We start from the raw sequence: 23321 nt of genomic DNA, 5'->3' as shown, positions 1-23321 counted from the left end.
ATTGTAAATAGATCAACAACAAATCAACCGCGAAGTATTAAGGGTAAATTCAAAAAATGCAATAAATTCGCTTATTACATCATTCTTTGACTACGTAACACTCTGTCGCTGCTTGAATATAGCCTGATCATATCGCTTTTCCTTTATAATTGCTGCCAGTGACATAACGGCTTTTTCAATATCAGCAAAACTCAAATACAACGGCGCAAAGCCAATGCGAAGAATATTAGGTGCACGAAAATCGGCAATAACACCTTGCGCAATCCAGGCTTGGCAAATGGCATAGGCATCCTCATGTGCAAAGGCAACTTGGCTTCCTCTGTTATCCAGCGGCGGGCTTACAACTTTGAGTTCCTCTAGAAGACTCGCCCTTTTAGCCTCAGCTATGAAAAATGCCTGTAGTTTTTTCGACTTTTCATCGATAGCCTTCAGTGACACATCATCGAATACATCAAGTGCTGCATCTAAGATGCTCATGCCTATAATACCCGGCGTTCCGCACAGGTTTTGTTTAACAGAGGTATCGGGTGTGTAGTCGGGAGAAAAAGAAAATGGCGAGTTGTGACCCATCCAACCAGATAACGGCTGTTTGTATCTAGCCTGATGGCGACGAGCAACATAAATGAAAGCTGGCGCACCAGGGCCGCCATTTAAGTACTTATAGGTGCAACCTACAGCAAAGTCTACGTTACAATCATCTAGGTACACAGGGAATGCTCCAGCACTATGGGCCAAATCCCACAGCGTCAGAATTCCCTTACTCTGCGCCTGCTCAGTAATAGCTTTCATATCAAGCTTAAAGCCACTTCTAAAATTGACTTGAGTTAGCATTAGTACCGCAATATCGTCGGTCAGCTGAGTGCTAATATTACTTTCATCCACATATCGAATGCTGTAATCATCGCCCAATAAATCCAGCAAGCCTTGCACCATATAAATATCGGTGGGGAAATTATCCCTTGTTGTCGCAATCACTTTTCTTTCGGGGTGCATTTTCAATGCAGCGCTAAGTACCTTAAAAAGGTTAATCGAAATCGAGTCGCAACATATCACTTGCCCTTGTTTCGCACCGACGAGCGTACCTATTTTGTCACCCACCTGTTGCGGTAATGAGATCCACTGATGTTTATTCCAACTTGTAATAAGACTTTCACCCCACTGCATGTTGACCACCTCACTTGCCCGCTTTTCTGCGCTTTTTGGCAATGGTCCTAGTGAATTACCGTCAAGATAGATTGTATTTTTTGGCAGTAAAAAGGCGTCCGCTTTACAAGAAAGTGGATCTTTTTCATCAAGTTGCTTGGCAGTAAAAACCTTATTTATCATGTTCACCTAAAACCTCAAGTAAAGCATCAAAGGATGATGAGTCGGGGTGGAGCCAGTCGAAATGCCCACCGTTTGTTATTATTCTATTTTTTGCGCCGGGCATTGTAGCGTGGTGTTCGGGAACAATGCTATCTTTGTTACCTTGCAGTAAGGTGACGGAAGGCTGAATATCAGTAGCTACTGGCGTGGCCAGTTGGTACTCGTGTTCCTTTTCAGAAGGTAAGCCCTGCATAAATTGAGGCGTAGCGGTCTGACAACTATTGTCTCCAAGTGCATAACTTTGCACATTCGTAATAGCGGCAAGCCCTATCACCTGCTTGATGTTTTTGCCTAAATCACTGCGCGAAAGTTTCTGTACAGCAAGCAAGGCAAGATGGCCACCTGCGGAGTGACCTAGCACAAAAATATTGCTGTAATCATCTGCCGTAACTATTTTTTCTAGCGATGCTTTCACTGCTTTTGTTACATCATTCAGGCTACTAGGCCAGCCACCTCCCTCATCGCCAACACGCCGATATTCTATTGCGAAGACACCCATCCCTAACTCCGCCAACCCGTTATAAAATCCTTTAGCATGGTCGTATCCGTATGCGTTTAGCCAGCATCCACCATGCACAAAAATTATGGCGTCCCCAGCAACTCTACTCTGAACACCATTGCGGCCATGCCACACATACACTGTCTGAAGCGGGTCTTCGCCATAACTGAACTGCGAATCATGCTCCCTCGTTGGCAAGACACCCAAGGCAGAATATGGAACCTGAGTCAGGAAGTGTGAGTTTGCATTCGATTCTAGGTTTGGATGGATATTGGCGTGGGTGTCATTCGAAGAAACATTCAAGGGCGACTTCCGTTGATTAACGTGGGTGTCTTTGTAATTTAAAGCTGTTTGAAAGACATCCACCACAGAAGAAGCAGCGACGTTAGCGTGAGTAATCGGCGTTGAGTTTGAATGGGTGTCATTCAAACCATCATTCGAACCAGAGCTCAGTTTATTAGCGTGGATGTCTTTGTAACTTACCAATTTATTAACGTGGGTGTCTTTGTAACTTAATATGATATCCGCTTTCTGTATTGGCATCGCGAGAGTATAAGTTACAGGTGCAAAAGTAACGAGCGCCGTTAAGATTGTTGTACGGATTAGGATGAGAGGAACTTTCATATTTGTCGATTTTATTTTTATTAAACCACAGAGTACCAGCGATGTGATGGTACTCTATGATTAATTTTTTGACATATTTACGATTATTTCAGCCTATAGCATTTCAATTGCAAGCGCTACGCCTTCGCCACCGCCAATGCATAGAGATGCGATTCCTTTTCGCCCCCCGCGTTGTTTAAGTGCATGTAGTAAGGTTACCAAAATACGCGCACCTGATGCGCCAATGGGGTGACCTAATGCACACGCGCCGCCTTTCACATTTACTTTACTTTCATCTAGTCCAAGCTTCTTGACTGCTAACATGGTTACCATGGCAAATGCTTCGTTAATTTCGAAAAGATCGACTTCTTCTTTCGTCCAACCTGCTTTATCCAGCACGTTTTCCATAGCGCCAACAGGTGCAACGGTAAAGTTTTCAGGTTCAATAGAGTTTGTGGCATGGGCAACAACGCGTGCAAGGGGAGCTAGACCCAACTCTTTTGCTTTACTTTCGCTCATTACAACCAGTGCCGCTGCACCGTCAGAGATCGAGCTTGAATTCGCAGCCGTAACAGTACCGTCTTTTTTGAAAGCCGGTCTTAATGTAGGGATTTTTTCAGGGCGAGCGGAACCTGGGCCTTCATCGGTATCAACAACAGTATCGCCCTTACGAGACGAAACTGTAACGGGAACAATTTCATCGACGAAAGTTCCGCTGTTTATTGCTTCATGTGCCTTGGAAAGCGAGCTTAGTGCAAACTCATCCATTTCGCCGCGAGAAATATTTTCTATATCAGCAGTGTCCTGTGCGAAGCAGCCCATTGCTTTGCCGTCATAGGCATTTTCCAGACCGTCTAGCATCATATGATCAAGCACTTGACCATGACCCATACGATATCCTGTTCTAGCTTTAGGCAACATGTATGGTGCATTACTCATGCTTTCCATTCCGCCTGCCACGACTGCTGTAGCACTGCCAGCTTTTATCAAGTCGTGCGCCATCATTACCGCTTTTAAGCCCGAACCGCATACTTTGTTGATAGTTGTCACACCAGCGCTTAATGGAAGCCCCGCACCCAGTGAAGCTTGACGCGCAGGAGATTGACCAAGACCAGCGGGTAATACACATCCCATTATAACTTCATCAATTACAGAGACATCCATCTTTTCACAGGCTGCTTTAATCGCAACTTCTCCAAGTTTGGTCGCAGTAAGCGAAGACAAATTACCGTTGAAATTACCCATTGGTGTGCGTTTAGCCGCGACAATAACTACTGATTCGTTGCTCATAACCGTGCCCTTAAAATTCATTTAAATTATAGAGTTAAGTGAAGAAAACCACGTAGATGTATACAAAAGTAAACACCCCTAACAGCTACAACGCCTTACCTTCACCATGAAAAATTGACGTTAGTAAAATGTTACTTTACCTTAACGTAAAATGTAATTAACGTTAACGTAAACCTGTACTAAGTATGTGTCAACCAAACACTACGTTTTAATCTCACGGTAAGTAAAACCACCGTCCTTAAAACGATAGTGCTATTGCAATGACACCCAACCTACTACAGAGAATTTAATTACAAAGACACCCACGTTAAAACAGAGGTGTTAAACAGCGCTGAAATACAAGGTACGTGTAATGAGCAAGTACGACGACGAAACAACATATGCCATAGGCGAACTCGCTCGAGAGTTTGACATTACTCCCCGTTCAATTCGTTTTTACGAAGAACAAGGCCTAATGTCACCTTCAAGAACGGGACAGAATCGCGTTTATCTGAACAAAGATAGAGTGCGCTTAAAGCTAATCTTGCGAGGAAAACGACTGGGATTTTCCCTTGCTGAAGTCAAGACACTGTTCGACATGTACGACACTAACCCCAATTCGGCCATTCAGTTAGAAGCCATGCTTGAAATGACTGAACAGAAAAGAGCGGTGCTTAAACAGCAGCTAGAAGATATCCAGATGCTAATGTCTGAACTAGATGATGTTGAAGCACGTTGCCGTGAAGAACTCGCAGAACTTAAACGAGGAAATATCGCATGAACACCTCCTACCCTACTTTAAATTTTGGACTTGGCGAAGACATCGAGATGTTACGTGATCAGGTCTATCAATTTGCACAAAATGAGATTGCTCCTCTTGCTGAACAAGCAGATGCAGATAACCAATTCCCAAACCAATTGTGGACAAAGCTTGGCGATATGGGCCTATTGGGCGTTACTGTTTCAGAGCAATACGGTGGCTCTGATATGGGCTACCTTGCGCATACAATCGCAATGGAAGAAGTAAGCCGCGCATCAGGTGGTATCGGTTTGAGCTATGGCGCACATTCGAATCTTTGTGTTAACCAGATCTTCAAAAACGGTAATGATGCTCAGCGTGAAAAGTACCTGCCTAAATTAGTAAGCGGTGAACATATTGGTGCACTGGCGATGAGTGAGCCTAATGCAGGCTCAGACGTTGTTAGCATGAAGCTGAAGGCTGAAAAACGCGGCGACAAATACATCCTTAACGGTAACAAGATGTGGATCACGAACGGTCCTGATGCACACACTTTTGTTATCTACGCCAAGACTGACCCTAACGCGGGGCCAAGAGGGATCACTGCGTTTATCGTAGAGCGTGACTTCCCTGGCTTCAGCCGCGCACAGAAACTCGACAAACTTGGTATGCGCTCATCTAATACCTGTGAGTTAGTTTTTGAGGATTGCGAAGTACCTGCGGAGAATATTCTGGGCAAAGAAGGTGAAGGTGTTCGCGTACTTATGAGCGGCCTAGATTACGAGCGCCTTGTTTTATCTGGTGGCCCGCTAGGCATTATGCAGTCGTGCATGGATATCGTAGTTCCTTACATTCACGACCGTCAGCAGTTTGGCCAATCAATTGGTCAATTCCAGCTAGTACAAGGAAAAGTAGCTGACATGTACACGCAAATGAATGCTGCACGCGCGTATGTTTACACCGTTGCACAGTCATGTGATCGCGGTGAAACAACGCGAAAAGATGCTGCTGGCGCTATCCTTTATTCGGCGGAATTAGCAACCAAAATGGCGCTGGATGCTATTCAACTGCTTGGCGGTAATGGCTACATCAACGAATACCCGACGGGACGCTTATTACGTGATGCCAAGCTTTATGAAATTGGCGCGGGAACGTCTGAAATTCGCCGAATGCTTATAGGCCGCGAGCTATTTAACGAATCGAAATAACACGGAGTTCTGGGTGTAAAAAACTTCGTTTGAAACAAGGAAAGCATAGGCATTCCCTGTGTCACAGAAGTTAGAAAGACACCCACCCTACTCCATTTTAATTAGATTTAGAAAAGCTGAACTTTATTAATAGGCTAATGAATTGCAAAGACACCCGCCGCAGCGAAAGCGCTTAGCATGGGTGTCTTGCTAATCATCTTGCTAACTAGTGGCTAACGCGATAGCCGTCGCCTATGCCCAACACAAGGAGGGGTTATGCCCGTTCTTCGCTCAAGTATAAATACGAAATCTGAAACATTTATCGCAAATGCCGAACACATGCAGGCTCAGGTAAATGATCTCCTCGAAAAAATCGAACAAATTTGCCAAGGTGGCGGTGAAAAAGCGGCTGAACGCCACGTGTCTCGAGGAAAACTTTTACCTCGCGACAGAATCAATGCACTGATTGACCCAGACACGCCCTTTCTAGAAATAGGCCAATTGGCAGCATGGGAAGTGTATGAGGACTATGTACCTTGTGCAGGCGTTGTTGCCGGTATAGGTATTGTTGCTGGCATCGAATGTATGATCGTAGCTAACGATGCCACCGTCAAGGGCGGTACTTACTACCCTTTAACCGTAAAAAAACACCTTAGAGCGCAAACAGTTGCAGAGCAAAATAACCTACCATGTATCTACCTAGTAGATTCAGGTGGTGCTAACTTGCCCCGTCAAGATGACGTATTCCCAGACAGAGAGCACTTTGGTCGCATCTTTTTTAATCAAGCGAATATGTCTGCTAAGAATATTCCTCAAATTGCGGTAGTAATGGGTTCCTGTACAGCCGGTGGTGCTTATGTTCCCGCCATGGCTGATGAAAGCATTATCGTTAAAGAACAAGCGACTATTTTTCTGGGCGGCCCACCGCTTGTTAAAGCTGCAACGGGTGAAGTGGTTACCGCAGAAGAGCTTGGCGGCGGTGACGTTCATACTCGAATTTCAGGCGTTGCCGACCATCTCGCCAACAACGATCACCACGCACTCTCATTAGCGCGTAATGCTGTGTCCAGACTAAACAGAAAGAAGCCAGAATGCCTGGACGTGGCCGAGGTAAAACCTCCACGCTACGACACCAAAGAAATTTACGGCATTGTGCCTGCTGATAGTCGTCAGACATACGATGTAAGAGAAATCATTGCGCGTATTGTGGATGACTCAGACTTTGATGAGTTCAAGCCGCTTTACGGCACAACCTTGGTTTGTGGTTTTGCACGCATTTTCGGTTTCCCTGTAGGCATTGTGGCTAACAACGGCATACTTTTCGGTGAAAGCGCGCTCAAAGGTGCTCATTTTGTCGAACTATGCGCCATGCGAAAAATTCCTCTCGTATTTTTGCAAAACATCACAGGCTTTATGGTCGGTAAGCAATACGAGCACGGCGGTATCGCAAAACACGGTGCAAAAATGGTTACCGCCGTCGCATGTGCGAATGTGCCAAAGCTCACAGTGCTTATCGGCGGAAGTTTCGGTGCAGGTAACTACGGCATGTGCGGCAGAGCCTATGATCCACGCTTTCTTTTCATGTGGCCAAACGCTCGAATCTCTGTAATGGGTGGTGAACAAGCTGCTGGCGTTCTCGCTCAGGTTAAGCGCGACCAAAAAGAGCGCTCAGGCGAGTCATGGTCGGCAGAAGAGGAAAAGGCATTTAAACAACCTGTCATCGACACTTACGAAAAACAAGGGCATCCATACTATGCGTCTGCGAGACTATGGGATGATGGTGTTATTGACCCTGCGGATACTCGATTAGTGCTTGGTCTATCGCTTTCAGCGACACTTAACAAGCCTATCGAAGACACCCAATTTGGCATATTTAGAATGTAGGAGTGCAGGTAATGGAACAATCCGTGATTTACAGCGTAGATGAAAGAAACATTGCCACTGTTACTTTAAACAGAGCTGAAAAACATAACGCCTTTGACGACGAAATGATAAACGAGCTTACTCGCGTTTTTAAAAAAGCGGGTGAAGACGCAAACGTTCGAGCTCTTATATTACGAGCGGAAGGCAAAAGTTTCAGTGCAGGGGCCGATCTTAACTGGATGAAAAGAATGGCCAGTTATACCGAAGCGCAAAATGAAAGTGATGCACTTGCACTAGCAACCATGCTGCAAACGCTTTATAAAATGCCGAAGCCTACAATAGCAAGAGTACAGGGCGCAGCTTTTGGCGGCGCAGTTGGTTTAATTGCCTGTTGCGATATTGCTATTGGAAGTAAGCTCAGCAAATTTTGCTTAAGTGAAGTTAAAATTGGCCTTATTCCGGCAACCATCAGCCCTTACGTTGTTGAAGCAATGGGCGCACGAGTATGCCGACGCTACTTCCAGACCGCTGAAGTATTTTCTGCGCGTAGGGCAAGACGACTTGGACTTCTGAGCGAATCAGTTACCGAAGACGAACTCGATAGCACTATCGACAACATTTTATCAAACATACTGAAAAACGGCCCCCAAGCAGTGGCGAAAGCAAAAGACTTAGTGCAATGGGTGTCTACTCAAGAGATTAACGATGCGCTTCTCACAAAGACGAGCAAACTTATCGCACAAGTTAGGACATCTGAAGAAGGTCAAGAAGGTTTGTCAGCCTTTTTAGAGAAGCGCAGTGCTTCATGGGTGGAGGTTAAGAATGATAAATAAATTACTAATTGCAAACCGTGGTGAAATTGCATGCCGCGTTATAAAGACAGCCAACGCTCAAGGTATAAAGACGGTAGCCGTCTACTCTGACGCCGACAAAAATGCCCTTCATGTACAAATGGCTGATGAAGCTGTTTATCTAGGGCCATCTCCGTCGAAGGAAAGTTATTTACGAGGCGAGTTGATCATTGAAAAAGCAAAGGAGCTTGGTGTAGACGCTATCCACCCAGGCTACGGCTTTCTCTCGGAAAATGCTGAATTTGCGAATCTATGCGCCAAAAACAATATTATCTTTGTAGGCCCACCAGCATCTGCAATTGAAGCGATGGGATCTAAATCTGCTGCCAAACACATTATGGAAAAAGCAGGAGTTCCTCTGGTGCCGGGCTATCACGGCGACGATCAAAGTCAAGCGGTATTAAAAGGCGCGGCCGATGAAATGGGCTATCCAGTTCTACTAAAAGCCGCTGCTGGCGGTGGCGGTAAAGGCATGCGCCAAGTGTGGAGTGAAAAAGAGTTTTCTCAAGCATTAAACGCAGCCAAACGTGAATCTATGGCGAGCTTTGGTGACGACCACATGCTGGTTGAAAAGTACCTGACGCGCCCTCGCCATGTTGAAATTCAAGTTTTCTGTGACACCCACGGCAACGGCGTATACCTTTTTGAACGTGATTGTTCGGTTCAACGCCGACACCAAAAGATTATTGAAGAAGCCCCTGCTCCCAATATGTCTCAGACAGTGAGGGAAAAAATGGGTGAAGCGGCAATACTTGCGGCGAAAGCCATCAATTACGTAGGTGCAGGAACTGTTGAGTTTTTGCTTGATGAAGACGATTCATTTTACTTCATGGAAATGAATACACGCTTGCAAGTAGAGCATCCTGTGACTGAGATGATCACCCGTGAGGATTTGGTTCACTGGCAATTGACTATTGCCGAAGGAAAGCCCCTTCCTAAACAGCAAAGTGAACTCACGTTAACAGGACACGCATTCGAAGCGCGCATTTATGCCGAAGATCCAAACAACGAGTTCCTACCTTCTACCGGCACACTGTGCCTTTTACGTACGCCAAAAGAAAATGACGTAGTTCGCGTTGATACAGGTGTTGTTGAAGGTGATGAGGTCAGCGTTTTTTACGACCCTATGATTGCAAAGCTTGTGGTTTGGGGAGAGAACCGTGAGATAGCGCTCAAACGCCTAGTTAGTGCTTTGGGTGACTACTATATTGACGGTGTAAGCACAAACATCGACTTCCTAAAGCGTGTCGCTACCCACCCTGCATTCGTTGCTGCTGAACTTACAACTACATTTGTAGATAAACACCATGATTCGTTGTTTAGTGCGACCGCTAACGAAGAAACTAGCAATGACACCCATGCTAACATTCCCGCAATGGCATTACTTTCACTATTAAATAGAAAGGCTTCAGGAAGGAATAAGACCCCAGCGGTGTGGTCAACTGCCGGTGCGTGGCGGGCTAATGCAAATCACATAGAAACCCTCTCTTTGCTTTATAACAAAGAAGAAGTGCATGTAGAGGTCAAACATCAGCGTAGCGGAAGTGAAAATGTTTGGGAGCTATCTGTAGACGACAATACGTATAACGTAGACGGAAAACTTGTAGACAATAATTTGCAAGCAACGATTAATGGCTACAAATCAACATTCACGTTTTCAAACAATAACGATACGTTCACTCTTTTTAACAAAGACACCCATGCTACGTTCAGCATAATCTCAGCATCACTAGGTGATGATAGTAGCGATGCTAATGATGCTAACTTCAGTGCCCCGATGAACGGAACCATTGTGGCACATTTGGTCGAAAGAGGAGTGCAGGTCAAAAAAGGCGAGCCTATATTGGTCATGGAAGCGATGAAAATGGAGCACAGCATCATTGCCCCACACGACGGTTCAGTTGAAGAGTTCTTTTTTAATGCCGGTGAATTAGTTGACGGTGGCGCCACACTTTTAGCATTTTCAGCGAAAGAAGCTTCAGAGGGCTAATGCGATGTTTCCAAATGCAGTAAGTATTGTTGAAGTTGGCCCCCGAGACGGTCTTCAAAATGAAAAACAAGCGTTAAGTGCTGACCAAAAAATTGAACTTATAAGACTTCTTTCACTAACTGGTCTTAATCGTATCGAAGCAGGAAGCTTTGTGTCTCCTAAATGGGTACCACAAATGGCGAACTCAGATGCGGTTTTTAAAGCGCTTAACCTAGAAGACAAGGTTCATTATTCTGCATTGACCCCCAACGTTAAAGGCTTGGAAGCAGCTATTGAAGCGGGAGTGAAAGAGGTTGCAGTATTTGGTGCAGCTTCTGAATCCTTTTCACAAAAGAACATCAACTGTTCTATAAACGAGAGCTTAAAGCGTTTCGAGGCCGTGTTTGACCTGGCCAGCGAAAACGACATAAAAGTGAGGGGCTATGTTTCATGCGTAATGGGGTGCCCTTACGAGGGTGAAGTCTCACCTAGTGCCGTAACACAGGTAAGTAAGGAACTCATTGACATGGGGTGTTACGAAGTGTCCCTTGGCGATACTATCGGCGTAGGCACACCAATGTCTACAGGGCTGTTATTAGATGAAGTCTTGAAAGAGATTAATGTCAGCAAAGTTGCCGCCCATTTCCATGATACATATGGACAAGCGTTAGTAAATTTATATACGGCTTTGGGGTACGGTGTGGCGACCATAGATTCAGCTGTCGCAGGCCTAGGGGGCTGCCCATATGCCAAAGGAGCAAGTGGAAATGTTGCCACTGAAGATGTTGTTTATATGCTCAACGGTATGGGGATCACAACTGGGGTGAGTATTGAAAAACTACTATCGGCGTCTTCATATATATCTGAAGTTTTAGGGCGCTCACCCGTATCGAAAGCAGCCAATGCGCTTTTAACTAAATAGTCATTTTTTATTCAGCCTCCTTTATTACGTAGACACCCATCTGAAGCATATATGTCGCTGATATGTTGGGTGTCTATGCAACGCCCTGATATGTTGGGTGTCTATGCAACGCCCCACTGATGTATTGGGTGTCTTCATAACGATCCACCTTTTATCAAACAACCAGTTTTCAAGCGTAAAACCGCCCTCTCGTTCAGGTCACAGCCTTGCCCATGCAATGGTAAGGTTAAAATCATAAATACTAACTAGATGAATAATTAGACATGGCACAAAGCAGGAAGTCACTTATTAGCCTTCAAGACACGCCTTATTACCATTGTATCTCTCGCTGCGTAAGACGAAGCTACCTTTGCGGGTTCGACCGCGTTAGCAAAATCAGTTACGAGCACAGAAAATCCTGGGTTGAAAAAAGGCTGTTGTTTTTAGGCAAAGTATTCGCCATCGAAATCTGTGCTTACGCAGTAATGAGCAACCATGTACATATTATTTTGTGCGTTAACAAAAACGCGGCACTTTCCTGGTCAATAAACACGGTGTTAAAACAGTGGCATAAAATGCACAAAGGTACCCTTTTAACGCAAAAATACATGAAAGGCGAAGTACTTAGTGAAAGGGAGTTAGAAACGGTGAAAAGTACTGCTGAAGTGTATAGACAAAGGCTCTTTGACATTAGTTGGTTCATGAGAAACTTAAACGAGTTTATTGCAAGGAAAGCGAACGAAGAAGATGATTGTACAGGCAGGTTTTGGGAGGGACGCTTTCGATCTCAAGCACTGTTAACAGAAAAGGCCTTATTATCGTGCATGGCTTATGTTGATTTAAACCCGATACGAGCAGGAGCTGCAGCGAGCCTAGAAGAATCGCTTAATACGAGCATTCATAAAAGATTGACTCTTCGTATGTCTAACAATAAATCCGAAGAAGGATTAATACCATTTAAATGCCAAAGAATGAGTCAAAATCGACGCTGTTTAAACTTCTCTCTGCAAAGCTATTATGAGCTTTTAAACAGCTCAATTAAATCACTGCGTGACCACGACGAGAACGCCTCACCAGGGGAAAATCACTCGCAGCTTGAGCTAGTTGGCCTAAACCAAACTCAGTGGACTCAGGTAATAAGACATTTTGAAAGTGCGTTCTCGATCGCTGCTGGGGATACGGCCTCTATGCAAAGGTTTAAAATACACACTAATAGGAAGCGAATGGCTAAACAAACATCTGCCACGCTTTGCTTTGACTTTGCCTAGACTACTTTTCAGACGGAAGAATAAGCGTCATAACGACTGCAATCAAAAGCATGCCAGTCATGATATAGACCACAGAGAACGGTAGAACAGGCGTTAACGCTGCATAGAGCGCACCAAATGATAACAATATTATCCCTATTGCAGTGTTAGAGAAGCCAACAAGTTCGGTTCTTTCATGGCCATCTTTAACATCTAAGCTATAAGTCTTTCTACCTGTTCGTACACCTGTGTGAGCAATTGATAGCAGGAAAAACAGAATTGCTGAAGTAATAATTGAAGTGGACTCTAAGAAAAGAAGCGCGCCACATGCGCTCAATGCTAATATCCCTGACAATTGTAGAGTTAACCGAGCGCTTTTATCTGCGACTTTTCCCCAAACAATAGACGATAGGAGCGCTGCCAAAGCTTCAGAGCCTATATATATAGGAAGAAGCTCTTTCGCGTCTCCACTTCGTTCAATCATGAAATAGGGAGCCACGAGTGCCGAATGGACAAAAAGCCCTCTTACAAAAATGAACTTATAAACAGTAGAATCAAAATTAACATTTAGTGCTTGCCCCTCGTCTCTTCCGGTATTTACATGTGTCTTCACCGGCCAAACACATATCAAAGTCAGCACAAATGAGAGCAGGCTTCCACCTAAAATAAACAGTAGAACATTGGACGATAAAGCCTCATCGAAAATAACTAAAGGTATCGCTATTGCTAAGGTCACAACACCAGATACAGTAGACGCTATCCCAATAAGGTTACCCCGCTCACCCTTTTTCGCAACATCAGCCTCCATGTCTTTAACGGTTAATGAACAAGCAGAGCGGCCTAGACTTAGAAGTACTAGTGCAAAAAGAAGCAGCGCTCCCGCTGTAAAGCCAGAAAAATACACGACAGATAACAGCATTCCGAGTACTGAGAATGCCTGCACCACCATACCCACACGCCATACGATATGCCTTTGAGTATGTTTGCGAAGATAAATACTGATAAAAACCTGAGGAAGAAGTGCACCCGACTCTCTGATTGGTACTAACCAGCCCACCATCCAAATCGGAGCCCCAACGCTTACAAGAATTGCGGTTAAAGTTGTTTTAGCTGAGATAAGTAGGTCAGCGAGCTTGTTAAGAGAGAGGCCCGCTACAAGAAGATTTTTTTCTTTCATAAACGATAGGCGTGTACCGTAATTTAGTGTCTTTATTACGGTACGTTAATATATCTAGATCAGAACCTTATGTTCATTAACCATTGTTCTCAACGAGTACCTTAAGGTTTTCAAGTCCCATTTCGAAGTCGGGCCCAATCATGCTGTCCATCATTAAGACAAAAAGTTTATTTATTGGGTTATTATCAACAGAGCCTTCATCTCTCCAAATTACTGTAGAACCATTATCTGTAGACTCAATTTCAACCACACCTGATGAGCCCATGTCAAACTCAGGGAAGTATAAGCGATACAGAACACGTTTATTGTGTTCTAGTTGCGTAATTTCCATTTCACCATTGCCTTCTGTCTCGCTTTTCCATTCCGAGCGCATGCCAATTGCTCTGTCAGGACCAGAATAGTCAAGTTTCATATTTGGATCACGTTTGAACCACACGCCCCATTTTTGCCACTCTCTTAAGTCCACGACATACGGATATATTTCAGATGGCTGAGCATTAATATTGACTTTTCTTTCTACACTATAATCATTAGGAATAAAAAAGCTTGTAACAACAAACAATAAAATTACAGCCCCCACGACAACTAATAGTTTTTTTAACGCTCCCATCTGACACTCCAAGACAAATCAATGAACCAAATATAACATCTAATTAACATTTGTCACCTAAAGTCGCTTTGACCTCTTTTTTGATCTTTGCGTTAGATAGACACCCATCGCAACATTTTCATCGCAATTCCCCACACTAATGCTGAGTAAACTATTTATGTCTTACGGTGGATGTCTCTACAAAAATATGACAACCACGAGCTTCCGTTAACATCGTATTTGAACGGGAGTCTTCTACGTTTTTTGAAATCTAAATCATATTGACTATTCTTATCTCACAACAACAAGGCACCAATGCATTGCTCTTAGCAAATATCATTATGCGATTGCACCGTTGGATGGGTGTCTTGCTTAATTTATCTTTTGCTTATTTCATGTAATAGAGCGTGGGTGTCTTTTTTAGGATTTTTATAATCGTTTTGATGATTAAAGTTGAACTTAGGATGGGTGTCTTGCTAATAAAATTCGTACGATCCACATAAATTTAAAAAATTTAACCATTTCATCACAATGCAAGAAAATCCGGCTGTTATTATAAAACATCTTGTGTAATATGGGTTTAGGTTATCAGGAAAGTCTGTTCATACGGGCCTATCGTGCGTAGCGCACTCAATCGCAACACTTCGTTTTCTTTTTATATTTCTATCGATACACAGTTATCGCTTTTTTACAGGAGTTTATAGGAAATGGCAGATCAAAGCTCTCGTTACATCAGTAACCTTACTCGCGATACATATGCGCTTATTCTCGCTGGGGGCAAAGGTTCAAGATTACACGAGCTCACTAACTGGCGAGCCAAGCCGGCGCTTTATTTCGGCGGTAAATTTAGAATCATCGACTTTCCTCTATCAAATTGTGTTAACTCAGGGATAAGACGAATTGGCGTAGTAACACAATACAAGTCTCATTCACTTATTCGTCATCTTGTTAGAGGTTGGGGGCATTTCAAAAAAGAATTGGGGGAATCAGTAGAAATCCTTCCCGCCTCACAGCGCTTTTCTGATAGTTGGTACGAGGGCACGGCCGATGCGGTTTTTCAGAATATTGACATCATTCGCGACGAACTCCCCAAATACGTTATGATCCTTTCCGGCGACCATATTTATCGTATGGATTACGGTGATATGCTTGCGAAGCACAAGGAATCTGGCGCAAAAATGACGGTTTCATGTATGTCCGTACCGCTGGAAGAAGCGGCAGGCGCGTTTGGCGTGATGTCTGTAGACGACAATTATCGTATTAACGGTTTTGAAGAAAAACCAGCCAACCCTACGCCGTTGCCTAATGATCCCACTCGTTGCTTAGCGTCTATGGGCAATTATGTATTCGACACAGAATTTTTGTTCGAACAGCTAAGAGTAGACTCTGAAAACATGGGCTCTCAGCGTGACTTTGGTAAAGATATTATTCCTTCAATAATTGCTGACCACCCAGTTTACGCCTTTCCATTTGAACAAAGCGGTGGCGATAACGCGTATTGGCGTGACGTAGGTACCATTGATTCTTTCTGGGAAGCCAATATGGAAATGGTGGCGCCAGTGCCTCAGCTGAATTTATACGATAGAAAGTGGCCCATATGGACCTATCAAGAGCAACTTCCACCAGCAAAATTTGTCTGGGAAGACCACGACAGACGAGGTGAGGCCATTAACTCTGTCGTTTCAGGTGGCTGTATTATATCCGGGTCTACACTGCGCTCTTCTATTTGTTTTTCTAATGTTCGAGTACATTCTTACGGACTTATTGAGGATGCGGTTATTCTTCCTGACGTAGAAATTAAGCGCCATTGTAAATTGAAAAAAGTCATCATAGACCGCGGCTGTGTGATACCCGAAGGAACTACGATTGGTTACGATCATGAACAAGATAGAACGCGAGGTTTCCGCGTTTCTGAAAAAGGCGTAGTACTCGTAACCCGCGAAATGCTAGGGCAGCCTGTAGGTGGCCTTAGCAAGTCAACAAAGCAAGATTGATAGTCGCGTCAGGAGTTAATCAGATTGATATTGGCGCCTTACACCAATATCAATCTCCCCATCCAGGCTAAGAACAAACAAAAACGCTGACCAACCTTCTTACCTTAATCTCTTACATCATCTCGCTGCACTGATAACCTAAGCCAAAACGTAGAACTCTAACAACTACTCCGCACTATTCCACTGCTCTAGTGTTTGCTCTATAAAGCTGGCCACTTTCTCAGGATGCTCCAACGGAAACATATGACCACCTTCTAAAACTACATGTTCAATCGCATTGTGCTTCATAAGGCGTGAATACATTTCAGGTTTACATACATTACTCTTGTTACCCGTCGCTAATATTGCCGGGCACTTCAGCTTGCCTTTGTATTTACCTAAGTTGTGAGGAACATTGCGGAATAACTCTGCTTCCACATCCGCTCGAAACGTAAGCGAGATTTTGTCACCTTTTACCGCTGTCACAGATTTCACGTAATCGCGAACACATCGCTTATCCATATCCCTGAAAAGCGCTTTTCCATGAAAGTATGACACCATATCCGTGTTGCTTGGCCAACTGGTATTGCGCGTCTGCGCTAACTTTGCCGGCGTCAATTTATTAATTAACGGCGTATGTTTTGCGAATTTGAAGAAGTAGCTAAGCGGACCAACCACTAACGGCGGGTCGAATAAAATAACGCCTCTGAATAATTCAGGTGCCTCGCACGCTGCCATGTAGGTAATTACAGCACCAAATGAATGTCCGATTCCATAGACACCGCGAGCATCGGTATTCTCTCTTTTTATATGTTTGATTAACTCTTGAACTTGATTACGCCAGTTGCCATTTACCGGAAGCTGAGGGTCGTGACCAAAACGTTCAACATGCAAACGGTTAAAGTGGCTAGGTAGCGCTGAAAACATGGCATTATAGCTTCCTGCAGGAAACCCGTTCGCATGGGCAAAATGAAAACTCAACTCGGTTGAGGACACCAACATACTCCTTAATATCCAAATAACAAAGGGGCTTTAAATCAGCCCCTTAGCACGATTGTTCGATATTACTATACGCCCCTGGCTTCTGCCATTTCCCAATCTTTCACTATCTTAGTGCTTGTCCATAAAAATACGGCAATTGAAATAGCATAGGGTACGACTAAGTAGAGCAGCGCTTGTCTCAAAGCTTCTGTCTCGCCAAGTGACGGAACCAGTGATTGACTGATTATACCTGTCAGTGTGGGCCCGCCGCCCAATGCAATAATGTTCAAAACAAAGAAGAACAGTGCCGTCGACATAGCCCTAACATTAACTGGTGCAAGCGTTTGTGCCATCGCGAAACTCGGTCCTAAATAAGAGCCACTCGTAAATAGCAACAATGCCATAAGCCCTACCGACAACCATAAATCTTGCACCTGTAATGATGCATACAATGCAGGAACCCCAATAATAAGGGCAATGGCTGGTAACAAGGCATACGCTTTCTTGTTATGCTTCCCCCATCTGTCAGCAATGTAGCCGCCAAGCCATACGCCCAGTGCATAGGCTGTTCCGTTTATGATGCCAAATACAATAAGCAGTTGTGTAATATCCAGCCCTGCAAACGCGCGCACGTAGTAATCAATAACCCAAGTCGATATCGCATAGTTACCGAACGAGCCAAAAGATATACCGAGCGCCATTCCCCACCATGTTGGAATTTTCAGCAGCATTTTCAAAGATGACTTTACGCTTGGCTTGTTAGCTTCATCGGCCGTTGGCGCTGAGACCGTTCTTGCAGGCTCCTTAACCGTAAGCTTTAACAAGATAGCGAGCAACACACCGGGTATACCAACACTGTACATTACCGTACGCCAATCGGCTGAACCGCCCTGTAGAAAAAATGCTGAGGCAAAAAACGCAAGCATTACACCAAACGGAATACCTAAAGAATATATTGCCAGCGCACCTGCACGTTTTTCTTTAGGGAAAAGATCGGAAATAATGCTGTGTGACGGTGGACTTCCCCCGGCCTCGCCAATCCCCACGCCGATACGTGCAATAGCAAGTTGCATATAGTTTGCTGCCAAACCAGACGCAGCAGTAAAGCCACTCCAGAGCGTTAGAGAAATAGCAATAATATTCACTCGGCTGTAACGGTCGGCGAGCCAAGCGATCGGAATGCCCATCACCGTGTATAGAAGCGCGAAATAAATGCCTTTAAGCCATCCGAGTTGGGCGTCGTCTAATCCCAAGTCAGCTTTTATAAAAGGCGATAATATCCCAATAATTTGCCTATCAATAAAGTTAAAGGCGTATACCAAGGTTAATATGAATAGAACGTAATTGCGGTAACTTCTAGATGCTCCGGCTTCACTAGCTGGATTACCTTCAACGTGCGTATGGGCCATAACAGTCCTTTTAAGTGACGATAGCCCCAGTCTACGCACTGGGTAAAAAAATAAACAACTAATTGTTACTTATTTGTTAACATAACGAAAATTTCTAACATAGGCTTTTCGTTCTATAGCGCTTAAGGTAGGATGACGACCACTTAACTCATCAGACCAGATGCACAGCTATGACAGTAGATGAATTACTCAATATTCCCCAATTATCACAAACATCGGAAAACACTTGGAAGGTTGAAGGGCTCGTTATTCCTAAAACCTGGGGACAAGGAAGAACCGCGTTTGGCGGCATCTCTGCCGGTATGTTGTACACGGCAGTAAAGCAACAAGTTACTGATAACCGTGTTTTACGTTCGTTTACTACAAATTTTGTCGGCCCTCTATCTCTTGAATCCCCCTTTTCTATCGAAGTTACCCTTTTAAGAACAGGGAAAAACGTCTCACAATATACTGCACATGCCATTCAGGACGGCAAAAGCTGTGTTTTCTCACAAGCTTGCTTTGGCGTGGCAAGAGCTTCAGGTATAAGCGTTGAGAATACAGAAAAGCACGATATGCCTTTGCCTAACAAAGCAAAATTCATCCCGCAGATACCAAAAGTAACACCGAAGTTCTTGCGCTACTTTGACTTAGCTATTGAAGATGGTGGTATACCATTTACCCGACGAAAAACCAGTCATTACCACGGCTTCATGCGATTTAAGCAAGCACCAGAGGCCATAACTGATGCACACATCATCACCATGATAGATGCATGGCCGCCGACGCTTTTACAAATGATGAAATTGCCAGCTCCTGCTAGCACCGTGAGCTGGAATTTAGAATTCATTCATCCACATAAACCGGTAAGCCCCACAGATTGGTTTGGTTACAAAGCGCATACCAGACAGGCAGCAGATGGTTATGGCCATACAGAGGCGACAATTTGGGACAAAGATAACGAAGTCATTGCAATTAGCAGACAAACCGTAGCGATTTTCGATTAATCGCTACGGCAATGGCGTTTGTCTAAGCTTTAAAGCCTAGTAAAGCATAAACGCGTTAGGGTTAAACAGTGAGATGACCGATATACATTGTAAATTGGTTATATCTAGCGCGTCTTCCAAATCTTCACGTTCGAGCGATAACGCTTCGTGAAGTTCAGGCTTCAAGTTGTGATAGCTTGGGTAGATTTCCGGATTTACGTTATCTAACGCTAACACATAAGACAGCTGAAGAATTTTCTCTTCTATACCCGTTACCGCGTCCTCGCCTTTGTGAATATTGGCAATAGGTGAGTGAATCGAGCTTGGGATACCCCACTTTTCTATCAGTCTTGCAGACAGCTCTGTGTAGGTGAACCCTAAAACGCCAAATTGAAGCTCCGCAGGGCTTACACGGGTATTAAACGCCTGACAACGAGTAGCAGATTCGGGCATAACCGAAACCGTTACCAGTTCTCCTATGTTGTGTAGCAATCCTGATACGAAAAGACGCTCTGGCTCACGAATATTGCGCATGTCGGCAAAGTACTTCGCAAGCAGTCCGCAGGAAACGCTCTGTTCCCAGAATTTGTCGAGGTCTATAGATTGACCGTCGACATCACTAAATGCCTGGCTTACACCATATGCAAGAGCAAGGTCGTAGGTAGAGCGCGTGCCCACGACCTGGATGGCTTTTGTTACCGTATCTATTTTATTAGGAAACCGATAAAGCGCCGAGTTTGCCACTCTGAGTAATTGCGTAGCCAATGACGGGTCGAAAGCAATGATGTCACCAATGTCGTCAATGCTTGAAGCTTCATCATCCATACAAGCTTTAAGTCGAGTTACCGAATCAGGTAACACAAAGAGGTCTTCCGCTTTCGAAACTAATTCATCTAAATTCATTCGTGCACTCTCTTCAATGCAGCCTTTATGATCATCGTGTTAAGGCACCTCCATTCGCCTTACTCATGTAAGGTATAGGCGGTAAAACCCAAGAGGTCAATTATTATCACCTAGTAAAAAAGTATGATTTCTTTACTAATCAGAAAGTTAAAAAAACAAAATTGAATCGTTTTTCATTACTACTCATTAGCTAGTATAAGTGTTTTGTTCAAATTTGAGCATTATCAATTATGCCAATACCGTAGACTGTGGAAACATTTTGGCGTTCTTTAACCCGCCCGGAGACTCACGTATTATAACGAGCCGCGAATTAATACCTAATCAAAATACAATTTCTAAGAAAAACTTAGGGTAACTACCTACAAGAATTAGAATTTCTAAGGAACACACCTTTAACATAATGACAATTGCAATTTTGTGGTAGCATCTCGTGCGTAAAAACAGTGTTGTTCCCCCTATTTCTTTACGTAAAAGTTGTAAATTTACCATGTTAAATGTTGTCGTCATTGGTTATGTATGGCCCGAGCCAAACTCCTCGGCTGCTGGGCAGAACATGCTGTCTATCATCAAACGTTGCCTAGCGGCAAATTTCAACGTGACGTTTTTAACCGCTGCCACAGATAGTGAACATAAAGCAGATCTAGAAGCAATCGGCGTGAGCGTGAAGCCCATAGCGTTAAACTGCAGCTCGTTTAATACCCTTTTAGAGCAAATATTGCCGGATGTCGTCATCTTCGACCGCTACATGACAGAGGAGCAGTTTTCTTGGCGTGTGAAAGAGGTTTGCCCCAATGCTCTTCGAATTCTTAATACCGAAGACCTTCACAGCCTCCGCCAAGCAAGACACGATGCGGTAAAACAGCACGATGACGCTCGTCTGGCGCACCTAAATACCGAACTCGCACAGCGGGAAGTCGCTGCCATTATACGAAGTGATCTCACCTTAGTGATTTCAAAACGAGAAATGGCATTATTGAAAGAACATTACGCAGTACCAGAATCCCAGCTTCAGTACCATCCGCTTGCAGTTGGGAGAGCTATCGACACTATTCCATCGTTTAAGGAACGCTCGCATTTCGTTCATATTGGCAACTTCCGTCACGCGCCAAACTGGGATGCAGTGTTACAGCTAAAGCAACACCTTTGGCCTTCAATCAAAAAGGCGTTACCCCATGCCGAGTTGCATATATACGGCGCCTATCCACCGAAAAAAGCGACCCAGCTTCACAACGAGAAACAAGGTTTTTTAGTAAAAGGATGGGCAAAAGATGTTGAAACGGTAATGGCAAACGCTAAGGTGCTGATAGCTCCATTGCGATTTGGCGCAGGAATAAAAGGAAAGTTACTTGATGCTATGCGCTGTGCCACGCCAAGTATTACAACCTGGATAGGTGCAGAAGGTATTATCTCAAATGATCAAATTCTTGATACTGATGAAAACGCAGATGCTAGGCTGTGGCCCGGAGCGCTTTGCAGCACGCGCATATCCGAATTGAACGCAGTTCAAGACTATGTCGATAAAGCCATCGCCCTCTATAACGATGAAAACAATTGGAATTTGGCGAGTAAAATGGGCAAGAGTGTGCTTAGCTCATTTGAAAACAAACAGCCAGATGTGCCATTCATTGAAAGGATATGTGACTTACAGCAAACCCTAGACAAGCACAGAAGCAGTTTGTTTATGCAAAGTTTGTTGTGGCATCAAACACTTACTGCGAGTAAATATATGAGCCAATGGATTGAAGCAAAGAACAAGTGAGTCGGAGAGTAAAGGAGGCACCTGCAGGCTCAGCGCCTAAATGCTTTTCAACCGAGAGATGACAGACAAGATCCCATTTCCGCGCGACTGACTAAGGTAACGCCCTAATTGACAGCGAGACAAATATTCTTCGAAATCGAAATTACGACGCTCCTCATCAGTCAATACATTGGCTTTTTCAAGTAATACAGCAAGCACACCGCGAATAACTTTACTTGGCGAATATGCCATTAAGCGACTTTGTTCAGTGAAATAAGCCAACCACACGGGGCTTTCGCACCCATTAACGGCAGTATCGGACGTGCGTTCATCTATAGGAAGAGGCGTTAATGACTTGCCCGCTAGCATAAGCGTGCGCGTAAAATCATCCCACCCCTTTGAATTGGCAAGTGAAGAAGCCAGAGGAAGCAAGGTGTCATCCGTACTCATTTGCTACACGCCCAGCTTAATTACCGTTTAGTTCAGAAGCCAAATCTTCTGCAGTCATTACAAGGTTTTCAACATCACTGGTAGTTGGAAACATAACCAACTCCACACCGTTTTTAGTAAGGCCTGGCAACCAAGTTTGTGCAAACTCTTCAAGTGATACACTCACACACTGGCCTTCTATGTCGTTTATATCCACAAACTTTTGCGCTAAATCGCGATGAGGAAAAACGGGTAACTGAACACTATCACCACCTTCGAACATTACGAAACCTTCAGTACCTTGTACCATCCAAATTTCGTTTGCTTTTGCAATATAGCTAACAACAAGTTCTTGACGGTCTTCCGCATTTAGTTTCATGGCTTGTTCGATGACCGCATCGCTTAACTTGTCGGCAATTGTTTCTGGAAACACGTTTATTCACCTATCTCAAAATTTGCGGCAAGTATACCCTCCCCAGCACAAGGCGCAACGCAATAGTCGCCAAAATATTTCTTACAAAGACACCCATGCTAAAAAACCAGAGCATCCTTACAAAGACACCCACCCTAACCACTCGCTCATAAAAAGTTTCGTTAAAACATAAACGGCTATTCAATTCCCTACCCGTTACAGTGACACCCATGCTAAAGTTGTTCACCATCA

General features: G+C 44.2%; 20 protein-coding genes. 10 read left to right on the top strand and 10 right to left on the bottom strand.

What is annotated here, in order from left to right; translation table 11 throughout:
* Positions 1 to 90 precede the first annotated feature (90 nt).
* From kynU to AC27KT_RS04965, 3 genes are all read right to left on the bottom strand, one after another.
* Complete coding sequence (kynU, locus tag AC27KT_RS04975; RefSeq protein ID WP_487127913.1) at positions 91 to 1326, bottom strand: kynureninase; 1236 nt, start codon at positions 1324 to 1326, stop codon at positions 91 to 93.
* Entirely contained in the window at positions 1316 to 2488 is a 1173-nt protein-coding gene (locus AC27KT_RS04970; RefSeq protein WP_487127911.1) for an alpha/beta hydrolase family protein, read from the bottom strand. The genes kynU and AC27KT_RS04970 overlap by 11 nt, the downstream gene beginning before the upstream one ends.
* 93 nt (positions 2489 to 2581) lie before the next feature.
* Positions 2582 to 3757: a thiolase family protein gene (locus tag AC27KT_RS04965; protein ID WP_487127909.1), complete on the bottom strand. Its 1176-nt coding sequence runs from the start codon at positions 3755 to 3757 to the stop codon at positions 2582 to 2584.
* Positions 3758 to 4109: 352 nt separating this feature from the next.
* Here AC27KT_RS04965 and AC27KT_RS04960 point away from each other — a divergent pair, with 352 nt between their 5' ends.
* The 7 genes from AC27KT_RS04960 (at position 4110) to AC27KT_RS04930 (ending at position 12514) form a co-directional block, all read left to right on the top strand.
* Complete coding sequence (locus tag AC27KT_RS04960) at positions 4110 to 4517, top strand: MerR family transcriptional regulator (RefSeq protein WP_474872743.1); 408 nt, start codon at positions 4110 to 4112, stop codon at positions 4515 to 4517.
* Entirely contained in the window at positions 4514 to 5683 is a 1170-nt protein-coding gene (locus tag AC27KT_RS04955; RefSeq protein WP_014949160.1) for an isovaleryl-CoA dehydrogenase, read from the top strand. Before AC27KT_RS04960 ends, AC27KT_RS04955 begins: the two co-directional genes overlap by 4 nt.
* 255 nt (positions 5684 to 5938) lie before the next feature.
* Positions 5939 to 7546, top strand: a complete 1608-nt coding sequence (locus AC27KT_RS04950; protein ID WP_487127906.1) for a carboxyl transferase domain-containing protein — start codon at positions 5939 to 5941, stop codon at positions 7544 to 7546.
* Positions 7547 to 7557: 11 nt separating this feature from the next.
* Complete coding sequence (locus AC27KT_RS04945) at positions 7558 to 8358, top strand: enoyl-CoA hydratase/isomerase family protein (protein ID WP_487127904.1); 801 nt, start codon at positions 7558 to 7560, stop codon at positions 8356 to 8358.
* Positions 8348 to 10366, top strand: a complete 2019-nt coding sequence (locus tag AC27KT_RS04940) for an acetyl/propionyl/methylcrotonyl-CoA carboxylase subunit alpha (protein WP_487127902.1) — start codon at positions 8348 to 8350, stop codon at positions 10364 to 10366. The genes AC27KT_RS04945 and AC27KT_RS04940 overlap by 11 nt, the downstream gene beginning before the upstream one ends.
* A gap of 4 nt (positions 10367 to 10370) precedes the next feature.
* Complete coding sequence (locus AC27KT_RS04935) at positions 10371 to 11267, top strand: hydroxymethylglutaryl-CoA lyase (protein WP_487127900.1); 897 nt, start codon at positions 10371 to 10373, stop codon at positions 11265 to 11267.
* Positions 11268 to 11530: 263 nt separating this feature from the next.
* A complete protein-coding gene (locus AC27KT_RS04930) occupies positions 11531 to 12514 on the top strand; it encodes a transposase (protein ID WP_487127898.1) in 984 nt (327 codons plus the stop codon).
* 1 nt (position 12515) lies between these two features.
* Here AC27KT_RS04930 and AC27KT_RS04925 read toward each other — a convergent pair whose 3' ends face one another.
* Both AC27KT_RS04925 and AC27KT_RS04920 read right to left on the bottom strand, forming a co-directional pair.
* Positions 12516 to 13670: an MFS transporter gene (locus AC27KT_RS04925; protein ID WP_487127896.1), complete on the bottom strand. Its 1155-nt coding sequence runs from the start codon at positions 13668 to 13670 to the stop codon at positions 12516 to 12518.
* 76 nt (positions 13671 to 13746) lie between these two features.
* Positions 13747 to 14280: an SRPBCC family protein gene (locus tag AC27KT_RS04920; protein ID WP_487127894.1), complete on the bottom strand. Its 534-nt coding sequence runs from the start codon at positions 14278 to 14280 to the stop codon at positions 13747 to 13749.
* Between the two features lie 686 nt (positions 14281 to 14966).
* Here AC27KT_RS04920 and glgC point away from each other — a divergent pair.
* On the top strand, positions 14967 to 16253 hold the full coding sequence (gene glgC / locus AC27KT_RS04915; protein WP_487127892.1) for a glucose-1-phosphate adenylyltransferase: 1287 nt from the start codon (positions 14967 to 14969) through the stop codon (positions 16251 to 16253).
* Positions 16254 to 16418: 165 nt separating this feature from the next.
* Here the strand turns inward: glgC and AC27KT_RS04910 are convergent, their stop codons facing one another.
* Together AC27KT_RS04910 and AC27KT_RS04905 are read right to left on the bottom strand one after the other, a co-directional pair.
* Positions 16419 to 17228 carry an alpha/beta fold hydrolase gene (locus tag AC27KT_RS04910; RefSeq protein ID WP_487127890.1) on the bottom strand — a complete coding sequence of 270 codons (810 nt, stop codon included), beginning with the start codon at positions 17226 to 17228 and terminating at the stop codon, positions 16419 to 16421.
* Positions 17229 to 17299: 71 nt separating this feature from the next.
* The gene (locus tag AC27KT_RS04905; RefSeq protein WP_487127888.1) at positions 17300 to 18622 is read right to left on the bottom strand and encodes a spinster family MFS transporter; all 1323 of its coding nucleotides are present in this window, start codon (positions 18620 to 18622) and stop codon (positions 17300 to 17302) included.
* Between the two features lie 170 nt (positions 18623 to 18792).
* On the opposite strand from AC27KT_RS04905, the gene AC27KT_RS04900 reads away from it, so the two are divergent.
* Positions 18793 to 19608 carry an acyl-CoA thioesterase gene (locus AC27KT_RS04900; protein WP_487127886.1) on the top strand — a complete coding sequence of 272 codons (816 nt, stop codon included), beginning with the start codon at positions 18793 to 18795 and terminating at the stop codon, positions 19606 to 19608.
* Between the two features lie 36 nt (positions 19609 to 19644).
* On the opposite strand, the gene AC27KT_RS04895 is transcribed toward AC27KT_RS04900, so the two are convergent.
* Positions 19645 to 20490, bottom strand: coding sequence for an HDOD domain-containing protein (locus AC27KT_RS04895; RefSeq protein ID WP_487127884.1), 846 nt, complete (start codon positions 20488 to 20490; stop codon positions 19645 to 19647).
* 487 nt (positions 20491 to 20977) lie between these two features.
* On the opposite strand from AC27KT_RS04895, the gene AC27KT_RS04890 reads away from it, so the two are divergent.
* Entirely contained in the window at positions 20978 to 22249 is a 1272-nt protein-coding gene (locus tag AC27KT_RS04890) for a glycosyltransferase (RefSeq protein ID WP_487128153.1), read from the top strand.
* A gap of 36 nt (positions 22250 to 22285) precedes the next feature.
* On the opposite strand, the gene AC27KT_RS04885 is transcribed toward AC27KT_RS04890, so the two are convergent.
* Both AC27KT_RS04885 and AC27KT_RS04880 read right to left on the bottom strand, forming a co-directional pair.
* The gene (locus tag AC27KT_RS04885; protein WP_487127882.1) at positions 22286 to 22678 is read right to left on the bottom strand and encodes a SufE family protein; all 393 of its coding nucleotides are present in this window, start codon (positions 22676 to 22678) and stop codon (positions 22286 to 22288) included.
* Positions 22679 to 22694: 16 nt separating this feature from the next.
* Complete coding sequence (locus tag AC27KT_RS04880; protein ID WP_487127880.1) at positions 22695 to 23090, bottom strand: DUF2750 domain-containing protein; 396 nt, start codon at positions 23088 to 23090, stop codon at positions 22695 to 22697.
* Between the last annotated feature and the right edge of the window lie 231 nt (positions 23091 to 23321).

It is taken from the genome of Alteromonas sp. 5NW40-0090 (genome assembly GCF_057552975.1).
Note: the sequence above shows the minus strand (reverse complement) of the source record. Positions and strands in the feature narration are given on the sequence as shown.